Source organism: Nocardioides dokdonensis FR1436 (genome assembly GCF_001653335.1).
GTDB lineage: Bacteria > Actinomycetota > Actinomycetes > Propionibacteriales > Nocardioidaceae > Nocardioides > Nocardioides dokdonensis.
Genome location: NZ_CP015079.1, coordinates 4262394 through 4289171 on the forward strand (window position 1 = coordinate 4262394; position 26778 = coordinate 4289171).

General features: G+C 72.9%; 26 protein-coding genes. 11 read left to right on the top strand and 15 right to left on the bottom strand.

Features of this window, described 5'->3' with window-relative positions; all coding sequences use genetic code 11:
• Positions 1 to 71 precede the first annotated feature (71 nt).
• A complete protein-coding gene (locus I601_RS20045; protein ID WP_068113746.1) occupies positions 72 to 1079 on the bottom strand; it encodes a class I SAM-dependent methyltransferase in 1008 nt (335 codons plus the stop codon).
• A 23-nt stretch (positions 1080 to 1102) separates the two neighbouring features.
• On the opposite strand from I601_RS20045, the gene I601_RS20050 reads away from it, so the two are divergent.
• Positions 1103 to 1753 carry a TetR/AcrR family transcriptional regulator gene (locus I601_RS20050; RefSeq protein ID WP_218917713.1) on the top strand — a complete coding sequence of 217 codons (651 nt, stop codon included), beginning with the start codon at positions 1103 to 1105 and terminating at the stop codon, positions 1751 to 1753.
• Here I601_RS20050 and I601_RS20055 read toward each other — a convergent pair.
• From I601_RS20055 to I601_RS20065, 3 genes are read right to left on the bottom strand one after another with little or no spacing between them, the layout of a single operon-like run.
• The gene (locus I601_RS20055) at positions 1735 to 3690 is read right to left on the bottom strand and encodes a glycosyltransferase family 39 protein (RefSeq protein WP_068113752.1); all 1956 of its coding nucleotides are present in this window, start codon (positions 3688 to 3690) and stop codon (positions 1735 to 1737) included. The two genes, I601_RS20050 and I601_RS20055, sit on opposite strands and share 19 nt — an antisense overlap.
• Positions 3687 to 4928 (bottom strand): bifunctional glycosyltransferase family 2/GtrA family protein, encoded by a 1242-nt coding sequence (locus tag I601_RS20060; RefSeq protein ID WP_237089492.1) that lies wholly within the window; start codon positions 4926 to 4928, stop codon positions 3687 to 3689. The genes I601_RS20055 and I601_RS20060 overlap by 4 nt, the downstream gene beginning before the upstream one ends.
• A complete protein-coding gene (locus I601_RS20065; RefSeq protein WP_068113758.1) occupies positions 4925 to 5497 on the bottom strand; it encodes a DUF5666 domain-containing protein in 573 nt (190 codons plus the stop codon). Before I601_RS20065 ends, I601_RS20060 begins: the two co-directional genes overlap by 4 nt.
• 251 nt (positions 5498 to 5748) lie before the next feature.
• On the opposite strand from I601_RS20065, the gene I601_RS20070 reads away from it, so the two are divergent.
• Positions 5749 to 6468, top strand: a complete 720-nt coding sequence (locus I601_RS20070; protein ID WP_068113761.1) for a response regulator transcription factor — start codon at positions 5749 to 5751, stop codon at positions 6466 to 6468.
• A gap of 1 nt (position 6469) precedes the next feature.
• Entirely contained in the window at positions 6470 to 7948 is a 1479-nt protein-coding gene (locus I601_RS20075; RefSeq protein ID WP_068113764.1) for a sensor histidine kinase, read from the top strand.
• A 12-nt stretch (positions 7949 to 7960) separates the two neighbouring features.
• Here I601_RS20075 and ppk2 read toward each other — a convergent pair whose 3' ends face one another.
• Positions 7961 to 8950: a polyphosphate kinase 2 gene (gene ppk2 / locus I601_RS20080; protein WP_068115397.1), complete on the bottom strand. Its 990-nt coding sequence runs from the start codon at positions 8948 to 8950 to the stop codon at positions 7961 to 7963.
• 108 nt (positions 8951 to 9058) lie between these two features.
• Here ppk2 and I601_RS20085 point away from each other — a divergent pair, with 108 nt between their 5' ends.
• Positions 9059 to 10228: a cysteine--tRNA ligase gene (locus I601_RS20085; RefSeq protein WP_084527892.1), complete on the top strand. Its 1170-nt coding sequence runs from the start codon at positions 9059 to 9061 to the stop codon at positions 10226 to 10228.
• Positions 10229 to 10267: 39 nt separating this feature from the next.
• On the opposite strand, the gene I601_RS20090 is transcribed toward I601_RS20085, so the two are convergent.
• Positions 10268 to 11431 carry a N(5)-(carboxyethyl)ornithine synthase gene (locus I601_RS20090; protein ID WP_068113767.1) on the bottom strand — a complete coding sequence of 388 codons (1164 nt, stop codon included), beginning with the start codon at positions 11429 to 11431 and terminating at the stop codon, positions 10268 to 10270.
• Positions 11428 to 11562, bottom strand: a complete 135-nt coding sequence (locus I601_RS21870) for a hypothetical protein (protein WP_257734179.1) — start codon at positions 11560 to 11562, stop codon at positions 11428 to 11430. Before I601_RS21870 ends, I601_RS20090 begins: the two co-directional genes overlap by 4 nt.
• Positions 11563 to 11788: 226 nt before the next feature.
• On the opposite strand from I601_RS21870, the gene I601_RS20095 reads away from it, so the two are divergent.
• The gene (locus I601_RS20095) at positions 11789 to 12496 is read left to right on the top strand and encodes a Rossmann-fold NAD(P)-binding domain-containing protein (RefSeq protein ID WP_237089493.1); all 708 of its coding nucleotides are present in this window, start codon (positions 11789 to 11791) and stop codon (positions 12494 to 12496) included.
• Between the two features lie 10 nt (positions 12497 to 12506).
• Here I601_RS20095 and I601_RS20100 read toward each other — a convergent pair whose 3' ends face one another.
• The 3 genes from I601_RS20100 to I601_RS20110 are packed head-to-tail and all read right to left on the bottom strand — an operon-like array spanning position 12507 to position 14551.
• A complete protein-coding gene (locus I601_RS20100) occupies positions 12507 to 12767 on the bottom strand; it encodes an HPr family phosphocarrier protein (RefSeq protein WP_068113771.1) in 261 nt (86 codons plus the stop codon).
• Positions 12768 to 12803: 36 nt separating this feature from the next.
• Complete coding sequence (locus I601_RS20105; RefSeq protein WP_068113773.1) at positions 12804 to 13787, bottom strand: 1-phosphofructokinase family hexose kinase; 984 nt, start codon at positions 13785 to 13787, stop codon at positions 12804 to 12806.
• Positions 13784 to 14551 carry a DeoR/GlpR family DNA-binding transcription regulator gene (locus I601_RS20110; RefSeq protein WP_068113776.1) on the bottom strand — a complete coding sequence of 256 codons (768 nt, stop codon included), beginning with the start codon at positions 14549 to 14551 and terminating at the stop codon, positions 13784 to 13786. Before I601_RS20110 ends, I601_RS20105 begins: the two co-directional genes overlap by 4 nt.
• 86 nt (positions 14552 to 14637) lie before the next feature.
• Between I601_RS20110 and ptsP the strand changes: the two genes are divergently transcribed.
• Positions 14638 to 16338, top strand: a complete 1701-nt coding sequence (gene ptsP / locus I601_RS20115; protein WP_084527894.1) for a phosphoenolpyruvate--protein phosphotransferase — start codon at positions 14638 to 14640, stop codon at positions 16336 to 16338.
• Positions 16339 to 16391: 53 nt separating this feature from the next.
• Here ptsP and I601_RS20120 read toward each other — a convergent pair whose 3' ends face one another.
• Positions 16392 to 17450, bottom strand: a complete 1059-nt coding sequence (locus tag I601_RS20120) for a zinc-dependent dehydrogenase (RefSeq protein ID WP_068113778.1) — start codon at positions 17448 to 17450, stop codon at positions 16392 to 16394.
• 268 nt (positions 17451 to 17718) lie between these two features.
• Between I601_RS20120 and I601_RS20125 the strand changes: the two genes are divergently transcribed.
• Positions 17719 to 19710, top strand: coding sequence for a PTS mannitol transporter subunit IICBA (locus I601_RS20125; RefSeq protein WP_068115411.1), 1992 nt, complete (start codon positions 17719 to 17721; stop codon positions 19708 to 19710).
• 10 nt (positions 19711 to 19720) lie between these two features.
• Here I601_RS20125 and I601_RS20130 read toward each other — a convergent pair whose 3' ends face one another.
• The 3 genes from I601_RS20130 to I601_RS20140 are packed head-to-tail and all read right to left on the bottom strand — an operon-like array spanning position 19721 to position 22306.
• Positions 19721 to 20500 carry an FAD:protein FMN transferase gene (locus I601_RS20130; RefSeq protein WP_218917716.1) on the bottom strand — a complete coding sequence of 260 codons (780 nt, stop codon included), beginning with the start codon at positions 20498 to 20500 and terminating at the stop codon, positions 19721 to 19723.
• Positions 20497 to 20925: an FMN-binding protein gene (locus tag I601_RS20135; RefSeq protein ID WP_068113781.1), complete on the bottom strand. Its 429-nt coding sequence runs from the start codon at positions 20923 to 20925 to the stop codon at positions 20497 to 20499. Before I601_RS20135 ends, I601_RS20130 begins: the two co-directional genes overlap by 4 nt.
• A 10-nt stretch (positions 20926 to 20935) precedes the next feature.
• Complete coding sequence (locus I601_RS20140) at positions 20936 to 22306, bottom strand: ferredoxin reductase family protein (protein ID WP_068115413.1); 1371 nt, start codon at positions 22304 to 22306, stop codon at positions 20936 to 20938.
• A 123-nt stretch (positions 22307 to 22429) separates the two neighbouring features.
• Between I601_RS20140 and I601_RS20145 the strand changes: the two genes are divergently transcribed.
• The 4 genes from I601_RS20145 to I601_RS20160 all read left to right on the top strand — a co-directional run bounded on the left by I601_RS20145 (position 22430) and on the right by I601_RS20160 (position 26295).
• Positions 22430 to 23089, top strand: coding sequence for a response regulator transcription factor (locus I601_RS20145; protein ID WP_068113784.1), 660 nt, complete (start codon positions 22430 to 22432; stop codon positions 23087 to 23089).
• A complete protein-coding gene (locus I601_RS20150) occupies positions 23086 to 24399 on the top strand; it encodes a sensor histidine kinase (RefSeq protein ID WP_068113787.1) in 1314 nt (437 codons plus the stop codon). The genes I601_RS20145 and I601_RS20150 overlap by 4 nt, the downstream gene beginning before the upstream one ends.
• A gap of 44 nt (positions 24400 to 24443) precedes the next feature.
• Positions 24444 to 25268 carry a COG4705 family protein gene (locus tag I601_RS20155; protein ID WP_068113790.1) on the top strand — a complete coding sequence of 275 codons (825 nt, stop codon included), beginning with the start codon at positions 24444 to 24446 and terminating at the stop codon, positions 25266 to 25268.
• Between the two features lie 112 nt (positions 25269 to 25380).
• Positions 25381 to 26295, top strand: coding sequence for a metallophosphoesterase family protein (locus I601_RS20160; RefSeq protein ID WP_068113794.1), 915 nt, complete (start codon positions 25381 to 25383; stop codon positions 26293 to 26295).
• A 15-nt stretch (positions 26296 to 26310) separates the two neighbouring features.
• On the opposite strand, the gene I601_RS20165 is transcribed toward I601_RS20160, so the two are convergent.
• The gene (locus tag I601_RS20165; protein ID WP_068113800.1) at positions 26311 to 26748 is read right to left on the bottom strand and encodes a hypothetical protein; all 438 of its coding nucleotides are present in this window, start codon (positions 26746 to 26748) and stop codon (positions 26311 to 26313) included.
• Between the last annotated feature and the right edge of the window lie 30 nt (positions 26749 to 26778).

Genomic DNA, 26778 nt, shown 5'->3' on the forward strand with positions numbered 1-26778 from the left:
GTCACAAGAGCCCGGGTCGCGGGGATATCTGCGCCGGGTCGCGGGGATATTTGCGCCGGGTCGGCGGGCGGTCAGGGCTTCTCGGCGACGATGCGCCAGTTGAGGTCGGCGATCTTGGCGCGCTCGGCCCGGGTCCAGGCCTCGCCGCCGGTCTGCAGCAGCTCGAGGGACTCCTCGATCCAGGCCGGGGCGATGCGCGCCTTCTCCAGCAGCCGGACCAGCCGACGCCCGTGCAGGATCAGGTCGCGCTTCTGCTCGCACAGCGGCCACGCCTCGCTCCGCGAGGGTGCCGAGAGCACGATCCGGAACCCCGCGCGTTCCAGCGCGGCGCAGACGTCGGCGGGGTACATCGACTGGGTCGCTGCCAGGGTCGGCAGGTAGAGCCGGTGCAGGGCGACGTGCTCCTCGTCGTCCCAGTCGAAGAACGGGGTGAGCAGGTACTCCGAGCACGCGTAGCGAGCCCCCGGCCTGAGGACCCGGTACATCTCGGCGGCGTGGGCGTCGAGCTCCTCCTTCTTGAAGAAGGGCCACACCGCCTGGAACGAGAAGCACCCGTCGAACGACTCCGAGGGGTAGTCCAGCGGGTCGTGGTGGTTGCCGACCTTGAAGTGCAACCGGTCGCTCATCCGGCTCCGGGCGGCCCAGTCGATCGCGTTCTGCACCTGGTCGGGGTCGATGTTGTAGCCCGAGACCTGACCCCCGGTCAGCGTGGCGAGGTGGTGGGCGATCCGGCCACGGCCGCAGCCCATGTCGAGCAGGTGCGAGCCGCCCGGGTCAGCCAGCGCCAGGTCCGTGAGCAGCGCCTCCTCGGTGAGGATCTGGTTGTCGTAGAGACCCTTGTCGGCGTCCAGCATCGGGGGGATGTAGAGCTTCTCCAGGTCGAAGACCGAGAGCATGTTGTTGAGCACCTTGTAGTAGTCCGCGACCGCCCGGGTCTCGTCCTCGGTCTCGGTGGCCTCGCCGGCCTGCATCCGCTGGAAGAACCGGTAGGCGTCGATGCAGGCCTGCTTGTCCTCCGCCGGGAGGGTCGCCAGCCGCTTGAGTCCGGTGAGGGCGGTCTTGAATCGGTAGGTGTCCACAGTTACATTCATACAACAGGTGGATGAATGTATGGAAGGGGTGCGACGACATGGGTCACCACGGCTGGCGGGGCGACCCGCCGCCCACCGAGGCACTGGCCCGGGAGCGCATCCTGGCCGCGGCCGGCCGCTGCCTGGACCGCGCCGGCGTCCGCAAGACCACGCTCTCGGACGTCGCGGCCGAGGTCGGCGTCACCCGGCAGACCGTCTACCGCTACTACCCCAGCCTCGCCGACCTGCTCAGCGCGCTCGCCGAGGCCGGCGCCGCCGACTTCATCGAGCGGATGCGCGCCCACCTGACTCCGCTCGACGCACCGGTCGACGTCGTCACCGGCGCCATCGTCTTCTGCCTCGAGGAGCTGCCCCGCGACACCCGCATCGCCCTGCTCCTCGATGCCGACGACGAGGGTCTCTTCGGTCGCGGGATCACCTCGACGACCGGGTTCGGGCTCGGCGGGCAGTTCCTGCGCGACCTACCCGTGGGCTGGGGCGCCTGCGGTGTGCCGGACGACGACCTCGACGATCTCGCCGAGCTGATGCTGCGCCTCATCGGCTCCTGGATGCAGCACCCGCCGACCACGCCCCGCAGCCCCGACGACGTACGCCGATTCGTGCGGCGCTGGTTCGGGCCGGCCCTGAGCACCGACCCTCCCCCTCACGACGTCAGGTCGTAGAGCTCCACGCCGTCGACGGTGGTCGACGCGAAGGTGCTGCTCACCCAGGCGCTGATCTGCGTCGACGAGCCCGACTCCTGGCCCCCGACCGCTCCGCCGGGTCCGCCACCGGTCCCGCCACCGCGCCCGGCGTCCGAGCCCGCGATGAACCAGTGCACCTCGCCGTCGGCGACCCACTGCTGGAACTCCTCCAGCGTGGGCGAGGGGTCGGTGCCGTTGAAGCCACCGATGGCCAGCACCGGCTCCCCCGACCCCAGCTGGTAGCCGGCCGCGGACTGCGCCCCGACCGCGGCGCCGACCCACGTGAAGGAGTCGGCGTCCTCGGTGAGCAGCTCGAGCAGCGCGTCGGATGGCGTGCTGGCGTCGAGCAGCCCACCGGCCCCGCCCCCGCCGGGTGCACCGCCGGGTGCACCGCCGGGTGCACCGCCGGGCGCACCGCCGGGTCGAGCGCCACCTCGTGCCCCGGTGTCGTCGCCGGTGGTGACGGCGGGTCCGGCGCTGGGCAGCGAGCCGGTGTGCGCGGTGCCCGCAGTCTGCACGGCGTACGCCGTCGGGCCGGCGAGGCCGGCGAGCAGCGCGGCCGCGGCGACCGCGACGACCAGGCGGCGGCCCAGCAGCGGCAGCGCGAGCAGGCCCGCGGTGGCGGCCAGGCCGACCACCAGGACCCCGACGCGCAGGGGTGGGAACCACTCGGGGCTGCGCGAGAGCAGGACCCAGGCCAACGCGGTGGTGACGGCCATCGTGGCGGCGAGCACCGCGCGGGCCGGCCACTGCGCACGCAGCCGCCAGACCCCGGTCGCCCCGATGCCCACCAGGGCCGCGAGCGGCGCGGCCAGCGCGACGACGTAGTAGCCGTGGATGATGCCCTGCATCAGGCTGAAGGTCAGGGCGGTGACGAGCAGCGGGCCGAGCCACAGCAGGACCTGGGCGCGCCGCGGGTCGGTGCGTGGCGCGCGCCACGACCACCACAGGAGGGTGCCGGCCAGCAGCAGCGCGGCCGGCAGCAGCCAGGCGACCTGCCCGCCGAAGTCGGCGTCGAACATGCGCAGCAGGCCCGGCGTCCCCCACTGGTCGCCCCCGCCGCCGCGCGTGACGGAGCCGGCCTCGTCCCCGGTGATCCGGCCCAGGCCGTTGTAGCCCAGGGCCAGCTCCAGGGCGCTGTTGGTCTGCGACCCACCGATGTAGGGACGGGCCGAGGCCGGCCACAGCTCGGCGATCGCGATCCACCAGCCCGAGGCCACGACCAGCGCGGCGCCCGCGGCGACCAGCTGCCGCAGGCGGCGGCGTACCGGTGTGTCGGCGGTGAGCAGGTAGACGCCCACGAACGCGGGCAGCACCAGGTAGGCCTGCAGGGTCTTGGTGAGGAACCCGGTGCCGACGAGGGCCGCGGCGAGCACGAGCCACCGGGTGCGGGTCGACTCCTGGGCGCGCACCATCGCGTACGTCGCGCCGGTGAGCAGCAGCACCAGCAGGGCGTCGGGGTTGTCGAAGCGGAACATCAGCGCGGCCACCGGCGTCAGCGCGAGCACCGCTCCGGCCAGCAGTGCGGCCGGCGCCGAGAAGTGGCGCCGGACGGTGGCGTGGACCAGGCCCACGGTGGCCACCCCCATCAGGGCCTGCGGCACCAGCAGGCTCCAGGTGCTCATCCCGAAGATCCGCGCCGAGAGCGCCATCACCCACAGCGAGGCGGGCGGCTTGTCGACGGTGATGGCGTTGCCGGCGTCGAGGGAGCCGAAGAAGAACGCCGTCCACGACTCGCTGCCGGCCTGCACCGCGCTGGCGTAGAACGCGTTGGCCCAGCCGGAGGCGGCCAGGTCCCAGGTGTAGAGCAGCGCGGTCAGGGCGAGCAGGCCCAGGAGGGCCGGGCGCTCCCACGCCGGGGCGGCGGCGCGGGCCGTGCTCGGCGCCTCGCGCGGGGTCGTCAGGGTGGTGCTCATCGGGTGCTCCAGTGGTGGTCGGGACTGTCGGCGGGGGTCGCGCTCGCGAAGACCCAGGAGCGCAGCAGCACGAAACGCAGGACGGTGGCGACCAGGTTCGCGACGGTCAGCACGACCAGCTCCAGGGCGTGCCCCGGGTCGCTGCCGGCGTGCAGCACGAGCAGCGAACCCGAGGTCAGCGCCAGCGCGAGGCCGAGGACCACCAGCCCCTGGGCGTGGTGGCGCAGCAGCCCCGAGCGGCCGCGCACGGAGAAGGTGAGGCGACGGTTGGCAGCGGTGTTGCCCAGCGTCGTCACCAGCAGGGCCAGCAGGTTGGCGACCTGGGCGCCGGTGCCCTGCCGCAGCAGCCAGAACACCAGGGCGTAGGCGAGGGTGCTGAGCACCCCGATGGCGGCGAAGCGCAGCGCCTGCACGACGCCGGGCAGCGGTCGCTGGGCCCGGGCTCCGGGGCCGCGCACCTCGTCGAGGGGGATCCGCCCGGCGGCCAGGCCGCGGGCCAGGCGGGCCGTGCCGCGCAGGTCGTCGATCGCGGTGCGCACGACGTCGACCCGGCTGTCGGGGTCGTCGACCCAGTCGACCGGCACCTCGTGGATGCGCAGCCCGGCTCGCTCGGCGATGACGAGGAGCTCGGTGTCGAAGAACCAGGTCTCGTCGCGCACCAGCGGCAGCAGCCGCTGCGCCACGTCGCGGCGTACGGCCTTGAAACCGCACTGCGCGTCGCTGAAGCGGGCGCCCAGCACGCCGCGGAGCAACAGGTTGTAGGAGCGCGAGACGAGCTCGCGCTGCGGGCCCCGGGTGACCCGCGAGGAGCTGCTGAGCCGCGACCCGATCGCCAGGTCGCTGTGCCCGGAGAGCAGGGGTGCGACCAGCGGCAGCAGCGCGTCGAGATCGGTGGAGAGGTCGACGTCCATGTAGGCGACGACGGAGGCGCTGCTGCGCGACCACACGTGGCGCAGCGCCCGGCCCCGGCCCTTCTCGGCCAGGTGCACCGCCCGCACGCCCGGCAGCTCGGCGACGAGCTCGAGCGCGATCGCCCAGGTCCGGTCGGTGCTGGCGTTGTCGGCGATGGTCACGGTCGCCTCGAAGGGGAAGCGCTCGCCCAGGTAGCCGTGCAGGCGGCGCACCGACGCGGCGAGGTCGTCCTGCTCGTTGTGGACCGGCACCACGATCTCGAGCGTGGTGGCGACCGGGCTCTCGATCGGGTCCACGACCGGGCCGGGCAGCATCGTGGCAGTCACGTCGTGGTCCCGGCCTCGGTGCCGCCCGCCATGATCCGCAGCGCGACGAGGTCGCCCCCGTCACTGCTCCGGCCGGCCACCAGGAGGATCGTGTCGCCCTCGACGAGGTCGGTCGTGGCCACCTCGTCACCGCCGCGCACGACGAGTGTCTCGCTGGTCGTCAGGTAGGTCTGGCTGCCGGAGGAGGTCTCGACCTGGATGCTGGAAGCAGACAACGAGGCGATGGTGCCCTCGACCGGTGCGCTCATCGGTGCCCCACCGCCACCGGGGCCGCCCTGGCCGGCAGCACCGCCGGGCTGCGCGGCACCGGCCGCCGTCTGGTCGGCGGCGGAGGGGGCGGTTTCGCCGGAGCTCTGGACGAGCGCGACGACCGACCCGCCGGCGATCACACCGGCCGCGACGAGGCCGGCCATCCGCCAGCGCGGCCCCGGGCGCGAGCCGGTGCCGGGCGCTGCGTCACGGCCTGTCCCGGAGACGGAGGGGGCAGCAACGGGGTGCAGCCAGTCCTCCTGAGCAGCCTGCTGAGCGGGGGGCTGGACGGGCTGGTCAGGGTGCTGGGCGTCAGTCATGAGCGTCCTTCCGGGACACGATGGGGTGGGATGCGACGAGACTGACGAGCGAGCCTGGGACCGACCCGAGCCCTGCCTGCGAGGTTGCTGGGAACCTGCCCACCCGGCCTGGATCCGGGCCGGGTCACGGTGAGATCCGGGCCGGGTCACGGTGAGATCCGGGCCGGGTCGGCGAGGTGGGGGCCGGCGTTCACAGGAAGTTCCCAGGCCGCGCACAGGCGCGGCCCGGGCCGGCGGGCGAGGATGGTCGCGTGAACCAGACTCCCGCCGCCCACCCCGAGGCCCGACTCCTGGTCGTCGACGACGAGCCGAACATCGTGGAGCTGCTGGCCGCGAGCCTGCGCTTCTCGGGCTTCGAGGTGCGCACCGCCCCCGACGGGCGGGCCGCGCTGGAGCTGGCCCGCGAGTGGCGCCCCGACCTGGTGGTCCTCGACGTGATGATGCCCGACATGGACGGTTTCGAGGTGGTGCGCCGGCTGCGCTCGGAGGGCCGGTCGTGCCCGGTGCTGTTCCTCACCGCGCGCGACGGCGCCGAGGCGAAGGTGCAGGGGCTGACCCTGGGCGGCGACGACTACGTCACCAAGCCGTTCAGCCTCGAGGAGGTCGTGGCGCGCATCCGCGCGGTGCTGCGGCGTACGACGCAGGGCGCGTCGACGGTGTCGTCGACGCGGTTCCGCTTCGAGGACGTCGAGCTCGACGAGGATTCCCACCAGACGTGGAAGGACGGGCGCGAGGTCACCCTCTCCCCCACCGAGTTCAAGCTGCTGCGCTACTTCCTGCAGAACCCCGGGCGAGTGCTGAGCAAGGCCCAGATCCTCGACCGGGTCTGGCAGTACGACTTCGGCGGCGACGCCAACGTGGTGGAGACGTATGTGTCCTACCTGCGGCGCAAGGTCGACACGACCGAACCGCGGCTGCTGCACACCGTGCGCGGCGTCGGCTACGTGCTGCGCGTGCCGAGCGGGTCCTGAGGTGCGCGCCCTGGCTCGCCGGGTGCCACTGCGCCGGGCGCTGGTGGCGACCCTCCTGCTGGTGGTGACGCTGGCGCTGGTGGGGTCGGGCGTCGCCACCCATGCGGCGCTGCGCGGCTACCTGCTCGACCGGGTCGACGACCAGCTCCGAGGTGCCGCCCCCCTCGTCGCCGACGGCACCGGCGCTCTCGTACGACCCGGGCGGCGCGGCGGGGCGGAGGCTCCCGAGAGCCGAGGCCCGCTGCCCAGCGCCTTCGTCGTGCAGGTCGTCGACGCCGACGGCGGGCTCGTGCTCGGCCCGACCAGCAACCTGGTCGACGACGAGCCGCTGCCCGACCTGCCCGACCTGCCCGATGACGGTGGGGCGTCGCGCTCGTTCACGGTCGCGGCGGTGGGCGGCGACGGGCAGTGGCGCGTCCGGGCGGTGCCGGTCACCCTCGACGACGGCACCGTCGGCACGCTGATGGTCGCGCAGAGCCTCGGCGACGTGCAGAGCATCCTGGACCGCCTGGTGCTGCTGCTGCTGGTCATCGGCGGCGTGACGGTCGCGGTGCTCGGCGCCGTCGGCTACCTGCTGGTGCGCGGCAGCCTCCGGCCGCTGCAGGACGTGGAGCGCACCGCCGCCGCGATCGCCGCGGGTGACCTGAGCGAACGGGTGCCGCACGCCGACTCCCGTTCCGAGGTCGGCCAGCTGGCGGCCGCCCTGAACGTGATGCTGGCCCAGATCGAGTCGGCGTTCGCCGAGCGGGAGGCCGGCGAGCTGGCCGCGCGCAGCTCCGAGGAGCGGATGCGCCGCTTCGTCGCCGACGCCAGCCACGAGCTGCGCACCCCGCTGACGACGATCCGCGGCTTCGCCGAGCTCTACCGCCAAGGTGCGGTCAGCGACGACGACGGCGTACGCCGCCTGGTCGCGCGCATCGAGGGCGAGGCGGCCAGGATGGGCCTGCTCGTCGAGGACCTCCTGCTCCTCGCACGGCTGGACCAGCAGCGACCCCTGGCCCGCGAGCCGGTGGACCTGCTGGCGCTGACCACCGAGGCGGTGGAGAGCGCCCGCGCCGTGGCCCCCGACCGGCCGGTGGTCCTCGAGGTCGGCGCGCTCGACGCTCTGCCCGTGGTCGTCGGCGACGCTCCCCGGCTGCGCCAGGTGCTCGACAACCTGCTCGGCAACGCTCTGCGGCACACACCCGCAGGCACCCGGGTCACGGTCTCGGTCGGCACCCGCCGCGGCGCCGGCGACGCACCACCGTGGGTCGAGGTGGGGGTGGCCGACGAGGGCCCGGGCATGGGCGCCGCCGAGGCGGAGCGGGTCTTCGAGCGCTTCTACCGCGCCGACGAGTCCCGCAACCGCAGCGACGGCGGCACCGGCCTGGGCCTGGCGATCGCGAGCTCGCTGGTGCAGGCGCACGGCGGCTCCCTCGGCGTCGACACCGCGCCCGGGCGGGGGGCCCGGTTCAGGTTCGACCTGCCCACCGAGGAGTGAGCCGCGGCGCGGTCAGGCCCAGGGCTTCACCGGGTTGGGGAAGTGCCGGCCGGGGCTCTCGTCGGCCTCGGTGACGTCCCGCGGTGAGCCCACGAGCAGCGGGTCGGGCTCGCCCACGAGGTCGTGGTCCTTCGACGGGTAGTCGAACTGCGCCAGCAGCACCCGCATCGCCTCGAGCCGGGCCCGCTTCTTGTCGTTGGACTTGACCACCGTCCACGGTGCGTCGCCGGTGTGGGTGTGGAAGAACATCGCCTGCTTCGCGCTCGTGTAGGCCTCCCACTTGTCGAGGCTCGCGAGGTCGGTCGGCGAGAGCTTCCACTGCTTGACCGGGTCCTGGCCGCGGGCCTCGAAGCGCGCGAGCTGCTCGTCCTTGGAGACCGAGAACCACAGCTTGACCAGGTGCAGGCCCGAGCGCACGAGCATCCGCTCCAGCTCGGGGGTCTCCCGCATGAAGTTGAGGTACTCGGTCGGCGTGCAGTAGCCCATCACGCGCTCCACGCCGGCCCGGTTGTACCAGGACCGGTCGAACATCACGATCTCACCGCCGCTCGGCAGGTGCGGCACGTAGCGCTGGAAGTACCACTCGCTGCGCTCGCGCTCCGAGGGGACCCCCAGCGCCACCACGCGCGCGCCGCGGGGGTTGAGGTGCTCGCTGAACCGCTTGATGGCTCCCCCCTTGCCGGCCGCGTCCCGGCCCTCGAACAGCACGGCGACCTTGAGACCCGAGTCCTTCACGTGCGCCTGCAGCTTCAGCAGCTCGATCTGGAGCTTGCGCTTGGTCCGCTCGTACTCGCGGCGCCCCATCTTCTCCTCGTAGGGGTAGCCCTGCCGCCAGGCCGGCTCTCCCGCCGCGCGGGGCAGGTCGTCGAGCTCGGCGCCCTCGTCCCGCAGCGACTCGCTGAGGTCCATGATCTCGTCGAGCTCCTCGGCGTGCCCGGGGGCACCGGGCGGCGCGGGGGTGTCGGCGACGGCGCCGGCTGCAGGTGATCGCGTCGTGGTCATGCGCTCCACACTGGTCACCTCAGCGACCCGACGTCAGGGACCTAGGTCCCGACCCGCCCGTGTCGAAGGCCTCGACGGCCGGTGCAGACCCTGGTGCGAGGATGAGGCATGACCCCGACGTCGATGAGCTCCGGCACCGCCGACCCCACCCAGCGCACCGGCAAGACCCCGCCGGCCCCGGTCTCGCTGCGCCTCGACGGCCGCGCGCTCCCCGTGGTCGGCACCGCCCGGGTCTACACCTGCGGGATCACGCCCTACGACGTCACCCACCTCGGCCACGCCGCGACCTTCGTGTGGGCCGACGTGCTCACCTCGGTGCTGCAGTCGACCGGGGTCGACGTGCACGCCTGCCGCAACATCACCGACGTCGACGACGTGCTGACCACGGCGGCACGCGAGCGCGGGCGCTACTACGACGAGTTCGCGCTGGCGCAGGAGGCCGTCTTCGACCAGAGCATGCGCGCCCTGCGGGTCGCGACCCCGGCCGCGTGCCCGCGCGCCCGCCACCACGTCGACGCGGTGCAGCAGCTCGCGCAGGGCCTGCTCGACGCGGGCGCGGCCTACGAGCGCGACCGGACCGTGTGGTTCCGCGGTGCACACGTGGTCGGGCAGGCCGGACTCGACCCCGAGCGGGCCCGCGCGCTCTCGACAGCGTTCGGCGACGAGCCGGACAGCGCCGACAAGGACCACCCGTTCGACGTGGCGGTGTGGCGCCCCTCCACCGAGGAGCACCCGGCCTGGCCGAGCCCGTGGGGCTGGGGACGCCCGGGCTGGCACGCGGAGTGCGCCGCGATGGCGCTGAACGTGCAGGGGTCCTCCGTCGACGTGCTCGTCGGTGGCGACGACCTGGTCTTCCCCCACCACGCCTACCAGGCCGCGATGGTCGAGGCCCTGACCGGCGTGACCCCCTTCGCGCGCTCCCTGCTGCACGTCGGCGAGGTCCGCCTCGACGGCGAGAAGATGGCGAAGTCCACCGGCAACCTCGTCCTGGTCGACGACGTGCTGCACACCTGCACCCCGGCCGCGCTGCGCACCCTCATCGTCGACCGCGACCACCGCGAGCCGTGGAGCTTCGAGACCGCCGACCTGCACGGCGCCGAGGCCCGCCTCGAACGCCTGTACGCCGCCGCGGGACGCGGCGGGGCCACCCCGGCCGCGGTCGCGGCGGCCACCGCTCCCCTGCTCGACGGCCTCGACGTGCGCACCGCCCTCGACGTCGCCGAGAGCGAGGGCGGCGAGGCCGCCCGTCGCGTGGTCCAGCTGCTGCGGCTGGGCTGAGGCCGGCCCGAGCCCGGCCCGAGCCCGGCCCGGGCCGCCTCAGGCCACGGCGTACGGCGGGTCGCTGCGGCGGCCCTGGAAGGCCAGGATCGCCGGGTTGACGACCCGCCCGTCGCGGATCTCGATCGCCTTGCTCAGGGTCTCGTTGGCGTCCCATGCCGCCGACCCCTCGAGGACCGGTCGCAGGAAGGGCATCAGCGCGTTGCTGTTCTCCCAGGTCGCCGAGCTCCACAGGTACGACGGGCTGTGGTCGACCGCGTAGTAGACCACGTCGGGACCGACCCGGAAGGACGGCTCGTCGAAGGTCGTGGGCCGGGCCCAGCTGAAGCCCATGCCGAGGTCGCACGAGACGTCCACGATGACGCTGCCGGGCCGGAAGGCCGTCAGGTCCTCGGTCTGGAGGTAGGTCAGCGGGTCGGCGGTGTCCTGCAGGGTGCAGTTGACGACGATGTCGTTCTCGGCCAGGTAGGCCGCCAACGGCTCGCGCCCGCGTTCGGTGATCACGTGCGTCAGCCGCTTGCCGTCGGGATCGTGGTGCATCTGCCGGATCCGCACCGAGTGGATCGGTGAACCGACGGCCGCGACCTCCCGGTTGGTGAGCACGGCGACCTCGTGCACGCCGAGCGCGTTGAGGGCCGTGACGGCTCCGCGTGCCGTCGCGCCGAACCCGATCACCACCGCACTGAGCCGGCGCCCGTAGTGACCGGTCAGCCCGGCGATCTCGAGGGCGTGCAGCACCGAGGCGTAGCCGGCGATCTCGTTGTTCTTGTGGAAGACGTGCAGCCCGAACCGGCCCTCACGGGTCCAGTGGTTCATCGCCTCGAAGGCCATCAGGGTCAGCCCGCGATCGATCGCCAGCTGGGTCATCTCGGTGTCCTGGACGCAGTGCGGCCAGCCCCACAGGACCTGGCCGGCGCTGAGCGCGGCCACGTCCTCGAGCTGCGGCTTGGGCAGCAGCACGACGTCCGAGGTCGCCAGGATCTCCTCGCGGCTCGCGAACCCGGCCACCCACGGAGCCAGGGACGCGGCGGTGGCGCCGAATCGCCGGCCGTACCCGTGCTCGAGGGTGATCCGGGCACCGAGGTCCGCGTCGAGGAGCGCGAGGTGGTCCGGGTGCAGCGGCAACCGGTGCTCGTTCTCCTTCGCCGACGAGGCGATGACACCCAGCGTCAGGGGTGCCGAGGTGGACCGACCGCCCGTCACTTGCCCTTCGAGGGGTTGATCTTGTCGGCCACGGCGCCCACTGCGGCGTCGCCGCGCTTGGCGGCCCGCTTCTCCTTGATGGACTTGCCGGCCTTCTTCGTCATCTTCTGACGGGGGGACTTGTCGCTCATGGCGCATCCTTTGGGAGGGAGCCTGAACAGCTCCGTCATACGACAGTACGCCTCCCCGGGAAGTACCGCCCGGCGCCCCGAGTACACGGGTCTGCGATGTCCTAGTCTCGGGTGCGTGGACCCCGACGTGCTCTTGATCGGCTGCGGTGACCTCGGGTCCCGCATCGGACTCCGACTGGCCGAGCGGGGACACTGCGTCCTCGGCCTGCGGCGACATGCGGATCGCGTGCCGCCGCCCCTGCGGGGTCTCTCCGTCGACCTGACCCAGGACGTCCCGCGGCTGCCCGACCTCGCTCTGCGCTACCTCGTCGTCGCCCTGACCGCGCGACCCCGCAGCGAGGACGCCTACCGGGCGACGTACGTCGACGGCATGCGGCGCGCCCTCGACGCCGTCGAGGCTGCCGGCCAGCAGCCGGTCCGAGCGGTGCTGGTCTCCTCGACCGGCGTGCACGGCGAGGAGCCCGACGACGCCCTGGTCGACGAGAGCCACCCGCCGTCACCGAAGGACGGCCCCGCGCGGGTGCTGGTGGAGGCCGAGCGGCTCTTCGCCTCCCGGCTGCCCGGTGGCACCGTGCTGCGCTGCTCGGGCCTGTACGGCGGCGACCGGGCACGGCTGGTCGACCGCGTCCGGGCCGGCGACGTGGGCGATCCCGACCGCTGGACCAACCGGATCCACCGCGACGACGCCGCGGCCGCGGTCGTGCACCTGCTCACCCGGGCGGCGGACCCTGAGCCGGTCTACCTCGGCAACGACGACGAGCCGGCGCTGATGGGCGACGTTGCGGCCGAGATCGCCGAGCAGCTGGGCGTGGACCCTCCGCCCGTGGGCGAGCGCGCGCGGGCGCACGGCAAGCGCATCTCCAACCTCCGGCTCCGGGCGACCGGCTGGGTGCCGGAGTACCCCACCTACCGCGAGGGGTACGCCGACCTGTGAGCCGGCGGGCTCAGTCGGCGTCCAGGTCCTGCGCCACCAGGGCGGCGATCACGGCGACGTCGGCCTCGACGTCGCCGCTCACCTCGACCGCATCTCCGTGCCCGGCTCCCAGCGTCATGATGAGGAGCGACGACCCTGCGTCCACGCCCTCGCTGCCGGGCAGTCCGATGAGGACCTCGGAGTCGAGGTCTCCTGCGGCCTCGGCGATGATCGCGGCCGGGCGGGCGTGCAGGCCGACGGTCGAGCCGACCGTGACGGTGGTGGTGGGCATGTGCTGCTCCTTCGGGTCGGGCGGTGTGTTCAGGACCTACGCGGGGTGCACCAGGTGCGGGAGCCGGCGTACGACGACGCGGTCCGGGTGCACGTGGCTACGTCGGGGGATGGTGGTGCCGGGCAGACCGGCGGCAGCGCTGCCGTAGGCGACGGCGAGCGCGAGCCGGGCCGCCGGTTCCAGGTCGTGCAGGGCCCCGAGCAGGTAGCCGAACAGGCTGGAGTCGCCCGCACCGACGGTGCTGACGACCTCGATCTCGGGCGCAGCGGCGTGCCAGGCACCCCCCTCGGTGACCAGGACGGCGCCCTGGCCGCCCAGCGTGGCCAGCACGGTCTCGACGCCCCGGTCGAGGAGCCGCTGCGCTGCCTGGGCAGCGGCCGCGGGGTCGGACTCGAGGTCCTCCGGGTCCGCGCCGGTCAACGACGCGAGCTCCTCGCCGTTGGGCTTCATCACGTGTGGCGCAGCTGTCTCGAGCTGGTCGACCAGGGCCTGCAGCGGTGCGTCGCTGGTGTCGACGGCGATCTTGGTGCGCTCCCGCAGCATGGCGACGAGGTCGGCGTACCACCCGAGCGGCGCCCCCGGGGGCAGCGATCCGGCGAGGACCATCCAGTCCGCCCGCTCGGCCAGGTCGCCCAGCGTGTCGGCCAGCGCGTCCAGGCAGGTGCCCGTGACCGGGGGGCCGGGGCTGTTGAGCTTGGTGGTCGTCCCGTCCGGCTCGGTGAGGGCGAGGTTGACCCGCACGGCCCCGGGGCCAGGCACCAGGCTGTAGGGGATCCCGGCCGAGGACAGCAGGTGCACGAAGGGGTCGTCGGGTCCGGCCGGCAGGACCGCGACGGTGTCGACGTCCGCCGCGAGACAGGCACGGGAGATGTTGACGCCCTTCCCGCCGGCCTGCGAGGTGACCGACTCGAGCCGGTGCACCGCACCCCGCTCGAGCGGACCGGCGAGCGTCCCGGTGCGGTCGATGCTGGGGTTGGGGGTGAGCGTGACGATGCAGGACCGAGCACCTGGCGTGCTCATGCGACGATCACCTCGATGCCGAGCGACTCCAGCTCGTCGCGGTAGTCAGCGGTGATGCCGGCGTCGGTGACCAGGCAGTCGACGTCGTCCAGGGTGGCGAAGCGGATCGCCGACTCCTTGTCGAACTTGCTCGAGTCCGCCAGCACGACCACCCGTCGGGCCGAGGCGACCAGGGCGCTCTTCGTCGCCGCCTCGTCGCTGTCGGGCGTGGACAGACCGTGGTCCCGGCTGAGTGCGTTGGTGCCGAGGAACACGGTGTCGGCCCGCACCCGGTCGAGGGCCGCGACGCACTCGGCACCCACCGCGGCCTGGGTGGTGGCCCGCACCCGGCCCGGCAGGAGGTGGAGCTCGACCTGGGGGTGGTTCACGAGCCGGCCCGCCACGGGCACGGCATGGGTGAAGACCGTCAGCCGGCTCACGTGCGGGATCATCGAGGCCAGGCGGGCCGTCGTGCTGCCGGCGTCGATGAGCAGCGTCGAGCCGTCCGGCGGCAGCTGGCTCAGGGCCGCCCGGGCGATGGCGTCCTTGAGGTCGGTGTTGATCGCGGCCCGTTCGCTGAGCTCGGACTCGATGGTGCTCAAGGACCCTGCCGGCACCGCCCCGCCGTGCACCCGGCGGACCAACCCGAGCCGCTCGAGCTGGGACAGGTCGCGGCGCACCGTCTCGGTCGTCACGGCATACGCTTCGGCCAGCGCGACCACGGAGAGCCGACGCTCCTGCTCCACCAGTCGCACCATGGCCTGCTGTCGCTCTTCTGCATACATGGAGACGCTCTCTTTCAGTCTTTGTGCATGTTGTTCTATGCCCGATTGTGTTGCTTGTCAAGGTCGAAGCGGGCTACCGTGTGAGGGTGGCCACGTCGACGAGTGCACCCCAGCCCCAGCAGACCCCCTCCCTGACGGGCACCCCCGTGGTGCCCGGGGTCGGGTACGGCCCCGTGGTGGTGGCCCGGGGCGAAGTCTCGAGCACCGCGGTCGCCGCCTTCGGGACCGGGGGCTTCGCGGACCCCGACGCGGCGCTCGCCGCCTACGACGACGCCGCGGCCGCCGTGGCGGCCGGGTACGCCGCGAAGGCCGAGCGCGCGACCGGGCACGTCGCCGAGGTGATGACGGCCAGCGCCGGCCTCGCCAGCGACCGCGGGCTGCGCGGCGCCGTCCGCAAGAACCTGCGGGACGGGGACGACCTGCTGGCGTCGGTGCACGGCGCGGTGGAGCAGTTCGTCGCCGTGTTCACCCAGCTCGGGGGCCTGATGGCCGAGCGGGTCACCGACCTGCTCGACATCGAACGTCGTCTGGTGGCGCGACTCGTGGGCGAGCCGGAGCCCGGCCTGCCCACGCTCCCCGCACCCTCGATCCTCGTGGCCGAGGACCTGGCCCCGGCCGACACCGCCGGCCTCGACCCCGCGCTCGTCCTGGCCCTGGTGACCGAGCGCGGCGGCCCGACCAGCCACACGGCGATCATCGCCCGTCAGCTCGCCATCCCGTGCGTGGTCGGCGTCGAGGACGTCCTCGAGATCGCGCCCGGGACAGTGGTGCTGGTCGACGGGGCGAGAGGCTCCGTCCAGGTCGAGCCGGACCCCGGGTGGGCCCGGCAGCAGGTCACTGCCGCAGCCAGGGACCGCGCCGCGCACGACGCCTGGACCGGCCCGGGCAGGACCGCCGACGGACTCGCGGTCAAGATCCTCGCGAACGTGGCCGACGCCCCGTCCGCCGCGCTGGCGGCGCAGGGGCCGGTCGAGGGCGTCGGCCTCTTCCGCACCGAGCTGTGCTTCCTCAACCAGACCGCCGAGCCGAGCGTCGAGGAGCAGGCGGGCATCTACGAGCGCGTCCTCGGGGCCTTCGGCGCCGGGCAGCACGTCGTGGTGCGCACCCTCGATGCCGGCTCGGACAAGCCGGTCGCGTTCGCGACCCTGCCGGGCGAGGAGAATCCCGCCCTGGGTGTGCGCGGGCTGCGCCTGTCCTTCGGCAACCCCGGACTGATGGACCGTCAGCTCGACGCGGTCGCGATGGCTGCCACCGCGACCGGCACGGAGACCTGGGTGATGGCTCCGATGGTGGCCACCGTCGCCGAGGCAGCCGACTTCGGCGCCAAGGTCCGCGCGCGCGGCATGAAGGCGGGCGTCATGGTCGAGGTGCCCAGCGCGGCCCTCCTCGCCCACCGGATGCTCGAGGAGGTCGACTTCCTCTCCATCGGCACCAACGACCTGACGCAGTACACGATGGCCGCCGACCGCATGGCCTCCCAGCTCGCCCACCTCACCGATGCCTGGCAGCCCGCCGTGCTGCAGCTGATCGCCATCACGGCCGAGGCCGGACGGCGGGCCGGGAAGCCGGTCGGCGTCTGCGGGGAGGCGGCCGCGGACCCGCTGCTGGCGTGCGTCCTGGTCGGCATGGGCATCACGTCGCTCTCCATGGCCGCAGCCGCCGCACCCCCGGTCGGCGCCCGACTGGCAGCGGTGACGTCCGAGCAGTGCGAGGACGCAGCAGAGGCGGCGCTGGCGGCGACCGACCCGGCGAGCGGACGCGCCGCCGTGCTCGAGCTGCTGGGCTGAGACGACGAACGCCCGGGCCTCCGACAGGGGGCCCGGGCGTCGACGTACGAGGATCAGGGCTCGACGGTCACCTTGATCGCCTTGCCCTCCTTGACGATCGAGAACGCCTCGAGGACCCGCTCCAGCGGGATGTGCTCGGTGATCAGGTCCTTGACCGGCACCTGCCCGGTGGAGATGTACTCCAGGGCCCGCTTGTTGTGCTCGGGCGCCGAGCCGTTGGCGCCGTGGATGTGCAGCTGGCGGTAGTGCACGACGTTGGAGTCGACGGTGATCGTCGGGTCGGTCTTGGGCAGCCCCCCGAAGAACGAGATCCGACCGTTGCGCGCGGCCATCGCGATGGCCTGCTCCTGGGTGACGTTGGCGGCGGTGGCGGTGATGACCACGTCGGCGCCTCGACCGCCCGTCAGCTCCATGACGCGCTCGACGACGTCGACCTCGGCGGCGTTGATCGTCTCGTCGGGGCCGACGGCGTCCGCCGACATCTGCAGGCGCTCGGCGTTGACGTCGACGAGGTAGACCGGACCGACCTTGTGCACGCCGCGGGCGATGCGGATGTGCATGCAGCCGATGGGGCCCGCGCCGAAGACGACGACGGTGTCACCCTCCTCGATGCCGAGCAGCTCCTGGGCGTTGATCGCACAGGCGAAGGGCTCGGCGGCGGAGGCCTCGTCGAAGCCGACGTTGTCGGGGATGCGGTTGAGACCGTCGACCTTCAGCACCTGCTGGGGCACGATCATGTACTCCGCGAAGCCGCCGTCGTACTGGTAGCCGACCGAGGTCTGGTTCTGGCAGACCGCCATCCAGCCCTTGTGGCACTCGTGGCAGTCCCCGCACGGCACCGCCGCGATCACCTGCGCACGGTCACCGACCGCCCAGGTGCTGGCGTACGTCGAGTTCACGTCGGCACCGACCTCGACCACCTCACCGGCGATCTCGTGCCCGATCGTGCGCGGCGGCGTCAGGTTCTGGTGGCCGTTGTGGAAGATCTTCACGTCCGTCCCGCACGTCGAGCAGTTGCGCACCCGCAGCTTGACCTCGCCGGGCCCGCACTCGGGCTCGGGCACGTCTTCGAGGCGCACGTCCTCAGGGGCATAGAACCGGAGAGCCTTCATCGTCACGTCCTTCACGTCGTCACAGTGACTCGACCGAGCGGGCCGAGCGGTGGTGCTGCCGGCTGCCGATCTCTGGCGCTGCCTCGACGGCTGACGCACCGGACATTACCACGTATCTGTGGTTTTAGGCTTGATTATGTTGGAAAGACCCTTGACTTTGTCCATTTCGGCGCGATACAAAGATATTCACAGATCCGTGATCCCGGTCACAGATCGTCGAGCTTCACCACCCCCGGTGCTCACCGGGCAGGACAGCAAGGAAGGTGCCATGGCAACCACACAGGCGACTCCCGGAGGAGCCCGGGTCCAGGTCCAGAAGGTCGGGACGTTCCTCTCGAACATGGTGATGCCCAACATCGGCGCATTCATCGCCTGGGGACTCATCACCGCCCTCTTCATCGAGAAGGGGTGGCTCAACCGGGGCGGCTCCGGCGGACTGGCCCCCGACAGCTGGGTGGCGGAGATCGGCGGCTGGGGCGACTTCGCCGACGGCGGCATCGTCGGCCCGATGATCACCTACCTCCTGCCCCTGCTCATCGGCTACACCGGCGGCAAGATGATGTACGCCGCCAGCCCGATGCGAGGCGGGGTGGTGGGCGCCATCGCCACCATGGGCGTCATCGCCGGCACGGACATCCCCATGTTCATGGGGGCCATGATCATGGGCCCGCTGGGTGGTTGGTCCATGCGCCACATCGACGCCCTGTGGGACACCAAGATCAAGCCCGGCTTCGAGATGCTGGTCAACAACTTCGCGGCCGGCATCTGGGGCGCTGTCCTGGCGACCTTCGGCTTCTTCGTGATGAGCCCGATCGTCACGTGGATCGCCAACCGCCTCGAGGACGGCATCGACGTCCTGGTCACGAACAACCTGCTGCCGTTCACCTCGATCATCATCGAGCCGGCCAAGGTGCTCTTCCTCAACAACGCCCTCAACCACGGCGTCCTGACCCCGCTGGGCTCCACCGAGGCGCTGGAGAACGGCAAGTCCGTGCTGTTCCTGCTCGAGGCCAACCCGGGCGCGGGCCTGGGCCTGCTGCTGGCCTACTCGATGTTCGGCAAGGGCCTGGCCAAGGCGTCCGCGCCCGGCGCCGCGATCATCCACTTCTTCGGCGGCATCCACGAGATCTACTTCCCGTTCGTGCTGATGAAGCCCAAGCTGATCCTGGCGATGATCGCGGGTGGCATGACGCAGATCTTCATCAACGTCATCTTCAACTCGGGTCTGCGCGCACCGGCGGCCCCGGGATCGATCATCGCGGTCTACGCCCAGACACCCAGCAACAGCTTCATCGGCGTCACCCTCTCCGTCATCGGCGGAGCGGCGGCCACGTTCGTGGTGGCGGCCCTGCTCCTCAAGACCGACCGCAGCGACGACCCCGAGGACCAGCTGGTCGCGGCCACCGCGAGCATGGAGGCGATGAAGGGCAAGTCGTCGTCGGTCTCGGGTGCGCTGCTCGACGGCGGACGCGGGACGGCCGACCACCAGGGCGCCATCCGGTCGATCGTCTTCGCCTGCGACGCCGGCATGGGGTCCTCGGCGATGGGCGCCTCGGTGCTGCGCAAGAAGGTGCACTCCGCAGGCTTCACCGACGTCACCGTGGTCAACCAGGCGATCTCCAACCTCACCGACACCTACGACCTCGTCGTCACCCACCAGGACCTCACCGACCGCGCCCGCCAGCAGACCGGCTCGGCACTGCACGTGTCGGTGGACGACTTCATGTCCAGTCCGCGCTACGACGAGATCGTCGAGCTGCTCGCCCGCACCAACGCGGATCCGGCGGCGGCCCCCAGCGCGGCAGCGGCCGAGCCGGGCCCCCCGACGGGGCTGCTGGCCCGCGAGTCGATCGTCCTCGACGCCCTCGCCGAGTCGCGCGACGACGCCATCACGCGCGCCGGCGACCTCCTGGTCTCGGCGGGTGCGGTGGACGCGAGCTACGTCGCGGCGATGCTCGACCGCGAGACCTCGGTGTCGACGTACATGGGCAACGGTCTGGCCATCCCGCACGGCACGAACGAGGCCAAGCCGTCCATCCGGCGCTCGGCGATCAGCTTCGTGCGCTACACCGACCCGCTCGACTGGAACGGCAAGCCGGCCCGGTTCGTGATCGGGATCGCCGGGGCCGGCGACGACCACCTGACGCTGCTGCGCCGCATCGCCGAGGTCTTCGTGGATGCCGACCAGGTGGCCCGACTCGAGGCCGCCCAGAGCGCCGCCCAGGTGCTCGAGGTCCTCGACGTGGTCCAGCCGGCCTGATGCGGCACGGCTAGCAGACCTCGATCCGTGCTCCCGCGCACGGCTGCTGCACCCAGGCCCGGCCGTCGGCGCCCACCACGAGGGCGCCGAGGTCGGGCCTTCGTGCGAGCCAGGTCCGGCACCGCTCCCCCATCGCGAACACCGCGGTCGCCATCGCATCGACGTGGGTGAGATCGGCGCCGACGAGGGTCACCGAGGCGAGCTCGGTGGCGGGCCGACGACGGACGGGGTCGACGATGTGCGGCCCCCGCTCGGCGGTGCCGGAGGTGGCGACGGCGAGGTCGTGCCCGACCACCACGGCCGCCACGCGGGTGCGGTCGAACGGGTCGACCACGCCCAGGCGCCACGGCCTCCCCGGCGCCGGGGAGCCGCTGCTGCGCAGGTCGCCGCCGGCGGCGATGCAGTGGACCCGCGAGCCCGCGCCGTGGAGCATCCGGCTGGCGACCTCGACGCTCCAGCCCTTCACCAGCCCGGTGGGGTCCAGGCGTCCGCCGGGCTCCGCGGTGAAGTAGCCGTCGCTGGCCTCGGTGGCGTCGCGGCACAGGGCCAGGACGTCGCGGACCTCCACCGCACAGTCCTCCAGGCCACGCCGACCGTCGCCCAGCTCGACGACCTGGCTGTCGGACCGGTAGGTGCTGAAGGTCGCGTCCACCCACCGCCACCAGCCGACCACCCGGTCCACGGCCTCGGAGTCCAGGGCCAGGTCGCGCACGTCGACGCTGAAGACCGTGCCCATCACCGAGACGATCCGCCGGCTCCCCCGGATCTCGTCGTCGAGCACGGCACTCATGCCGAGGAGCTCGGGTCGCCGGCCGCGATCTGGTCGAGGGCACCTTGGAGGGAGTCGGCGTACCCCTGGCTCGTGTACGTCGCACCCGACACCGCGTCGACGCCGGTGCCCTGGGCCGCCAGGGCCTCGCGGCGCAGCACCGGGGCCGAGTAGTCGGCGATCTGGCCGGACCGGCCGCCGGTCGGCAGCCGCAGCGACACCACGTCGGTCAGCACCCCGCCCTGGACCGTCACGCGCACCTGCACCGGGCCGTACCGGGTGCTCACGAGCGGGCCGTCGACGGTCCCGTGGTCGCTGGCCACGAGGTCCACCGCCGGTCCGAGGGCGGTCTGGTCGGAGGTGAGGGTCTTGAGGCCGATCAGCAGCAGCACGCCCAGGACGGAGGCGGCGATCCTGACGGGGGGGCTGGTCACCGGGTGGGACATCGGGTCCTCCTCAGAGCTCGAAGTGTTCGGCGTGGACGTGTCGTGCCGGTACGCCGCAGCGCCGGAGGCTGGCGGTGGCCGCCTCCATGAACGGGCCGGGGCCGCACAGGTAGACGTCGCGGTCCCCGAGGTCCGGGACGACCTCGCGCAGCCGCTCCCCGACGAGGACGTCGTCGCTGCCGCCGGAGGGGCCCACCCCGTAGTGGACGTCGATGTGGGCTGCCTGGGCGAGGCGGTCGATCTCCTGACGGTGCACCAGGTCCTCGATGCTCCGGGCCCGGTAGACGAGCGTGGCGGGTCCCGCCTCCGCGCCCTGGTCGTGGTGCTGCTCGAGCAGCGCCCGCAGGGGCGTGATGCCGATCCCACCGGCGAGCAGCAGGACGCCGGGGTTGCGGCGCCGCGCGACCGTGAGGGCGCCGTAGGGCCCCTCCATCAGGGCCCGGGTCCCCGGGACGAGACCGCGCAGCCCGGCGCTGTGCGTGCCCAGCGCCTTCACGGTGATCCGCAGCTCGGAGTCGGTCGGGGCGGCGGACAGCGAGAACGGGTGCGACTGCCACCACCCGGTCGGGGTCAGGAACCGCCACCGGAGGAACTGGCCGGCCTCGGCCCCGAGCCGGTCCAGGTCCCGTCCGGCGACCACGACCGACACCACCCCGGGGGCCTCGGACGTGACGGCCGCGACCCGGGGGCGGTGCCGCAGCGCGTTGCGGACCGGGTTCAGCCAGCGGTACCAGACCAGCAGGGCCGCGACGACGGCGTACAGCGTGATCCAGGCAGCCTCGGCCCAGCCCGTCCGGAAGTCCGCGCCGGCGCTCAGGACGTGCAGGAAGCTCAGCCCGATGGCGACGTAGGTGAGCAGGTGGACGAGGTACCAGGTCTCGTAGCCGACCCTCCTCCGGACCTGCCTCGCCGAGAGCACCCCGACGAGCACCAGGAGGCCGTAGCCGATCACGGCCAGGAGCACGTCCGGGACGGCGACCAGCAGCAGCCGGACCTGGGCCACGAGTCCCGAGCCCGAGGCCAGCGAGTAGCCCCAGGTGATCAGGACGGCGTGGGCGCTCAGGAGGCCGAGGAGGTAGCGGCCCGTCATCGCGTGCCACCGGGCCAGGCGGTCGGTGCCGAGGCCGTGGTCGAGCCACGGCGCCCGGCACATCAGCAGCAGGGCCACCGCGACGGCGTACCCGCCGAGCAGCCCGGTGATCCGGCCGGCGGCGCTCACCCACTCCCCCGGACCGGCGAGGATCGTCGTGTCGTGCCACCACAGGGCGAGGACGGCGACCGCTCCGACGGCGACCGCGGCGACGAGCTGCCGCTCGCCGACGGTGCGCCTCCGGCGCCGGAGCGCGGGTGGGGTGCTCGGGGTCTTCGTGACGGTGGTCATGTGGAACCACTCCTCGTGGTGCCTCGGGATCTGTGCCTCCACCGTGGCCCGCTCGACCTGCCGAGAACCTGACTGGGCATGGTGGTGGCACGCTGGACCCAGCGAAGGGACTGACCCGAGACCATGCTGATCGGACTGTGTGAGGACGACCCGGCGATCCGGCGCCTGGTCGCGCGCGCGCTCGAGTCCGCCGGGCACGAGGTCCGGCGGGCGCACGACGGCGGCGAGGCCACCCGGCTGCTCGGCCCGGACAGCGGCGTCGACGTGATCGTGATGGACGTCGGGCTCCCCGACTCCGACGGTCGCGACGTGGTGCAGGCGCTCCGCTCCGCCGGGCAGGCGGCGCCGGTGCTCTTCCTGACGGCCTTCGGCGCGGTCCACGAGCGGATCGCCGGTTTCCACGCCGGCGGGGACGACTACGTCACCAAGCCGTTCGACGTCCAGGAGCTGCTGCTGCGCGTCGACGCCCTCGGTCGGCGCGGCCGGCCGGCCGCTGCGCCGCCCGGCGGGATCGAGCTCGACCCGGCCCGTCACGAGGTGCGCTGCGCGGGAGGCGGCGCGCAGCTGACCCCCACGGAGTACCGGATGCTCGCCGCGATCACCTCGCGCCCCGGGGAGGTGGTCCGGCGCCGGGCGGTGGTGGCGGCGGCCTGGCCGGACGGCTCGTTCGTCAGCGAGAACACCATCGACTCCTTCATCCGGCGGATCCGGGTCAAGCTCGCCTCCATCGACGCCCCCGTGACCATCGAGACCGTCCGCGGCGTCGGGTTCCGGCTCTCGTGAACCCACCGGTCCCCACCGGCTCCTTCCGGCGCCAGATCGTCGTCCTCACCGTCTGCGTGACGGCCTTCGCCATGGTGGTCCTGACCGTCCTGGTCCAGCTCCTCCTCGCTGCCCAGACCAGCCGGGACGTCGACCGCGTGCTCGAGGACCGCGCCGACGCCGTGGCCGGCTCGACGACCTCCGGCTCCCCCGAGGACCCGCTCACCGTGCCCGACGCCGAGCTGGACCGGGGCGTCGTGGTCTACGACGCCGACGGCGCCCTCGTGGCTGGGCAGGCCCCCGCCGGGCAGGCCGAGGCGTACGCCGAGCTGAGCCGCACCGGCGAGACCAGGTTGCGCGACCTCGGTGACGACCGTCGGGTCCTCGCGCGCCCCTTCACCACGACCGCCGGCACGACGGGCGTCGTGGTCGTCGACGAGGTCCTCACCCCCTACGAGGAGGCCGAGTTCTACGCCCTGCTGGTCAGCCTGGTCACGGGGGGACTCGCCACGGCCGCCGCCGGCGCTCTCGCTGCCTGGGTCGCGACCCGGGCGCTGCGACCGGTGGCGGTGCTGGCCGGCACCGCCACCGAGTGGAGCGAGCACGACCTCCTGCGTCGCTTCGACCTCGGACCGCCCACCAACGAGCTGACCGCCCTGGCCGGGACGCTGGACAACCTGCTGGACCGGGTCACTGCCGCCATCCGGTCCGAGCAGCGCCTCACCTCCGAGCTCGCCCACGAGCTGCGCACCCCCCTCACGACCATCCAGGGCACCGCCGACCTCGCGCTCCTGGGCGAGGACCTCACCGAGCCGGCACGGGAGCACCTGGAGGAGATCTCCGCGGCTGCGCACCGGATGACGCACACCATCGCGACCCTGCTGGAGCTCGCACGCACGGAGCGCACGGTGGCCGACTCCGCGGTCGCCTCGCTCGTCGACGTCGTGGACGAGGTGGTGCGGAGCACCCCCGCCGACGTCGCGGTCGAGGTCGAGGTGCCGGACCTGCGCGTGGGGGCGCCACACGCCCTCGCGGTGCGAGCCCTGGCGCCCGTCCTGGCCAACGCGGTCCGCTTCGCGACCACAGCGGTGCGGGTGCGGGTCGACGGCGCCACCGCGCCGGACATCGCGCTGGTCGTCGAGGACGACGGACCCGGCATCCTCGGCGATCCCGAGAGGATCTTCGAGCCGGGGACCACCACGGGCGGCGGGTCCGGGGGCGGCCTCGGGCTGGCGCTGGCCCGTCGCGTGGCCCGGTCGTGCGGAGGCGACGTCGAGGTCACCCGGGCCGCCGGTCCGACCCGGGTCACGGTCCGGCTCCCCCGCGTGTGATCGCAGTCAGGTGGATGGCAGGAACGGCGCACCACGCTCTGCCCATGACCACACCAGACCCGATGCCCGCGACCCGCCCGGCATCCACGCCCGTCGTCCTGCTCAACAAGGTCCCCGAGGTCTTCCTGCTCTTCTGGGTGGTGAAGATCCTGTCCACGACGGTCGGTGAGACCGCTGCGGACTTCCTTGCCTCCAACGTCGGCCTGGGACTCACCGGGACGTCGCTGCTGATGGCCGGCCTCACGGTCGCGGCCCTGGCCCTCCAGCTCCGGGCGCGTCGCTACGTCCCCGCGACCTACTGGACGGTGGTGGTGCTGATCAGCGTCATGGGCACCCTCATCACCGACAACCTGGTCGACAACCTGGGGGTCAGCCTCTGGACCACCACGTCCGTCTTCAGCGTCGCACTGGCCATGGTCTTCGCCGCGTGGTTCCGGGTCGAGCGCACCCTGTCCATCCACACCATCCTGACCAGCCGCCGCGAGGCGTTCTACTGGTCGGCGATCCTGCTGACCTTCGCCCTGGGCACCTCCGCGGGCGACCTGGTCGGCGAGCGGCTGGCACTGGGCTACCTGCCCTCCGCCGGACTGTTCGGCCTCCTGATCGCGCTGGTCACCCTGGCCCACGTCAAGGGCGGTCTGGACGCCGTGCTGGCCTTCTGGGCGGCCTACATCCTGACCCGGCCCTTCGGCGCCTCCATCGGTGACTACCTCACCCAGGCGCCCGCCGACGGCGGCCTCGGGCTCGGGGCGAACGTCACCAGCGGGGTGTTCCTGGTCGTCATCGTCGCCGCCGTCAGCTGGTTCACCGTCCAGCAGCGACGCGCCGACCTGGCGGCGGCCCCGGCGTACGAGACCGCTGTCGCCTGACCACCCGGCAGGATGGACCCGGGACCGCCCGCCCGTCCAGCACCGACCTCCAGGAGCCCCCGTGACACCGAGACGCCCCCAGTCCTGGGCACCGCGAGCCAGGGCGAGCGCCGTGCTCCTCTCGCTGGGCGTCGCCGTGGCGGTGTCCGGGTGCGGTGCACCGGCCGAGGTGTCCGAGAGCGACGTGCGCGGCCCCGCCGCGTCCGAGCTCTCGGACACCTCAGGGCCGGGCACCACGGTGCGCGTCGTCGCCGTCGGCGACATCGTCTGCCCGCCGGACCTGCAGGTCACCGACGACGAGTGCCAGCAGCAGGCCACTGCCGACCTGGCCGCCTCGCTGGAGCCCGACGCCGTCATCGCCCTCGGCGACCTGCAGTACGAGTCGGGGCGGCTCGAGGAGTTCCAGCGCGGCTGGGCTCCCTCGTGGGGGCGGTTCGACGACATCATCGCGCCGGTCCCGGGCAACCACGAGTACCAGAGCGACGGCGCCGAGGGGTACGTCGGCTACTTCGACACCGGTCCGTACTACGTCCGGGAGGTCGGGGCCTGGCGGGTCTACCTGCTCGACTCGAACTGCGAGGACGTCGACTGCGTGCAGGAGGCGGCCTGGCTGAGCGACGACCTGGCCACCCACCCCACCGACTGCGCCGTGGTGGCGATGCACCACCCGCGGTGGTCCTCCTCGACCGGTCACGGCTCGCAGGAGCAGGTGGACGGCCTGTGGTCGGCCGCGGTCGACGGGGGCGTGGACCTCTCCCTGGCCGGTCACGACCACGACTACGAACGCTTCGCCCCGATCGATGCCGACGGCCGGGTCGTCGACTCCGGCCCCCGGGCCACGCACTTCGTCGTCGGGACCGGCGGCCGATCGCTCTACGACATCGGGGACCTGGCGACGGGGTCGCGGTTCAGCACCGACGAGGCGTTCGGCGTGCTGGAGCTGGGCCTGTCGCCGACGTCGTTCGACTGGCGCTTCGTCGACGTCGAGGGACGCACGCTCGACGCGGGGACCCAGGAGTGCTCGTGAGCCGCCGGCTCGCCCTCAGCTGAGGGCGAGCGGGACACCCCGGGCGAGGAAGTCGGTCAGGGCACGCCGGCACATGGCTTCGGCCGTGTGCAGCAGGCGCTCCGGGGGTGAGGCCTCCCGGCGCAGCTGTCGGACGACTCGACGCACCAGGCGCTCCACGTCCGTCGCCTGCACGGCGCCGGCGTACTCCGTCGCCAGTCGGGCGCCGAGCGCCTGCTCGGCCTGCCTGTCGACCACCGGCACGCGCACCGGCTCCGGTGCGGCGGTGACCAGCGGCGCCGGGGCCGGGGTGGCCACGGCGGTCGCAGGCGCGACCGGACCAGCGACGAGCGCGGACCCGACCAGTGCCAGGGCGACGGCGGCCTGCTTGCCGCGCTCCCGCCAGCCACGTCTGTGCGACAGGAGCCGCGACGGTGTGGTGGGTGCCGGGCGTCGACCGGGGAAGAGCCTCATGTCGCGATCATCGCCACATCCACCTGCACA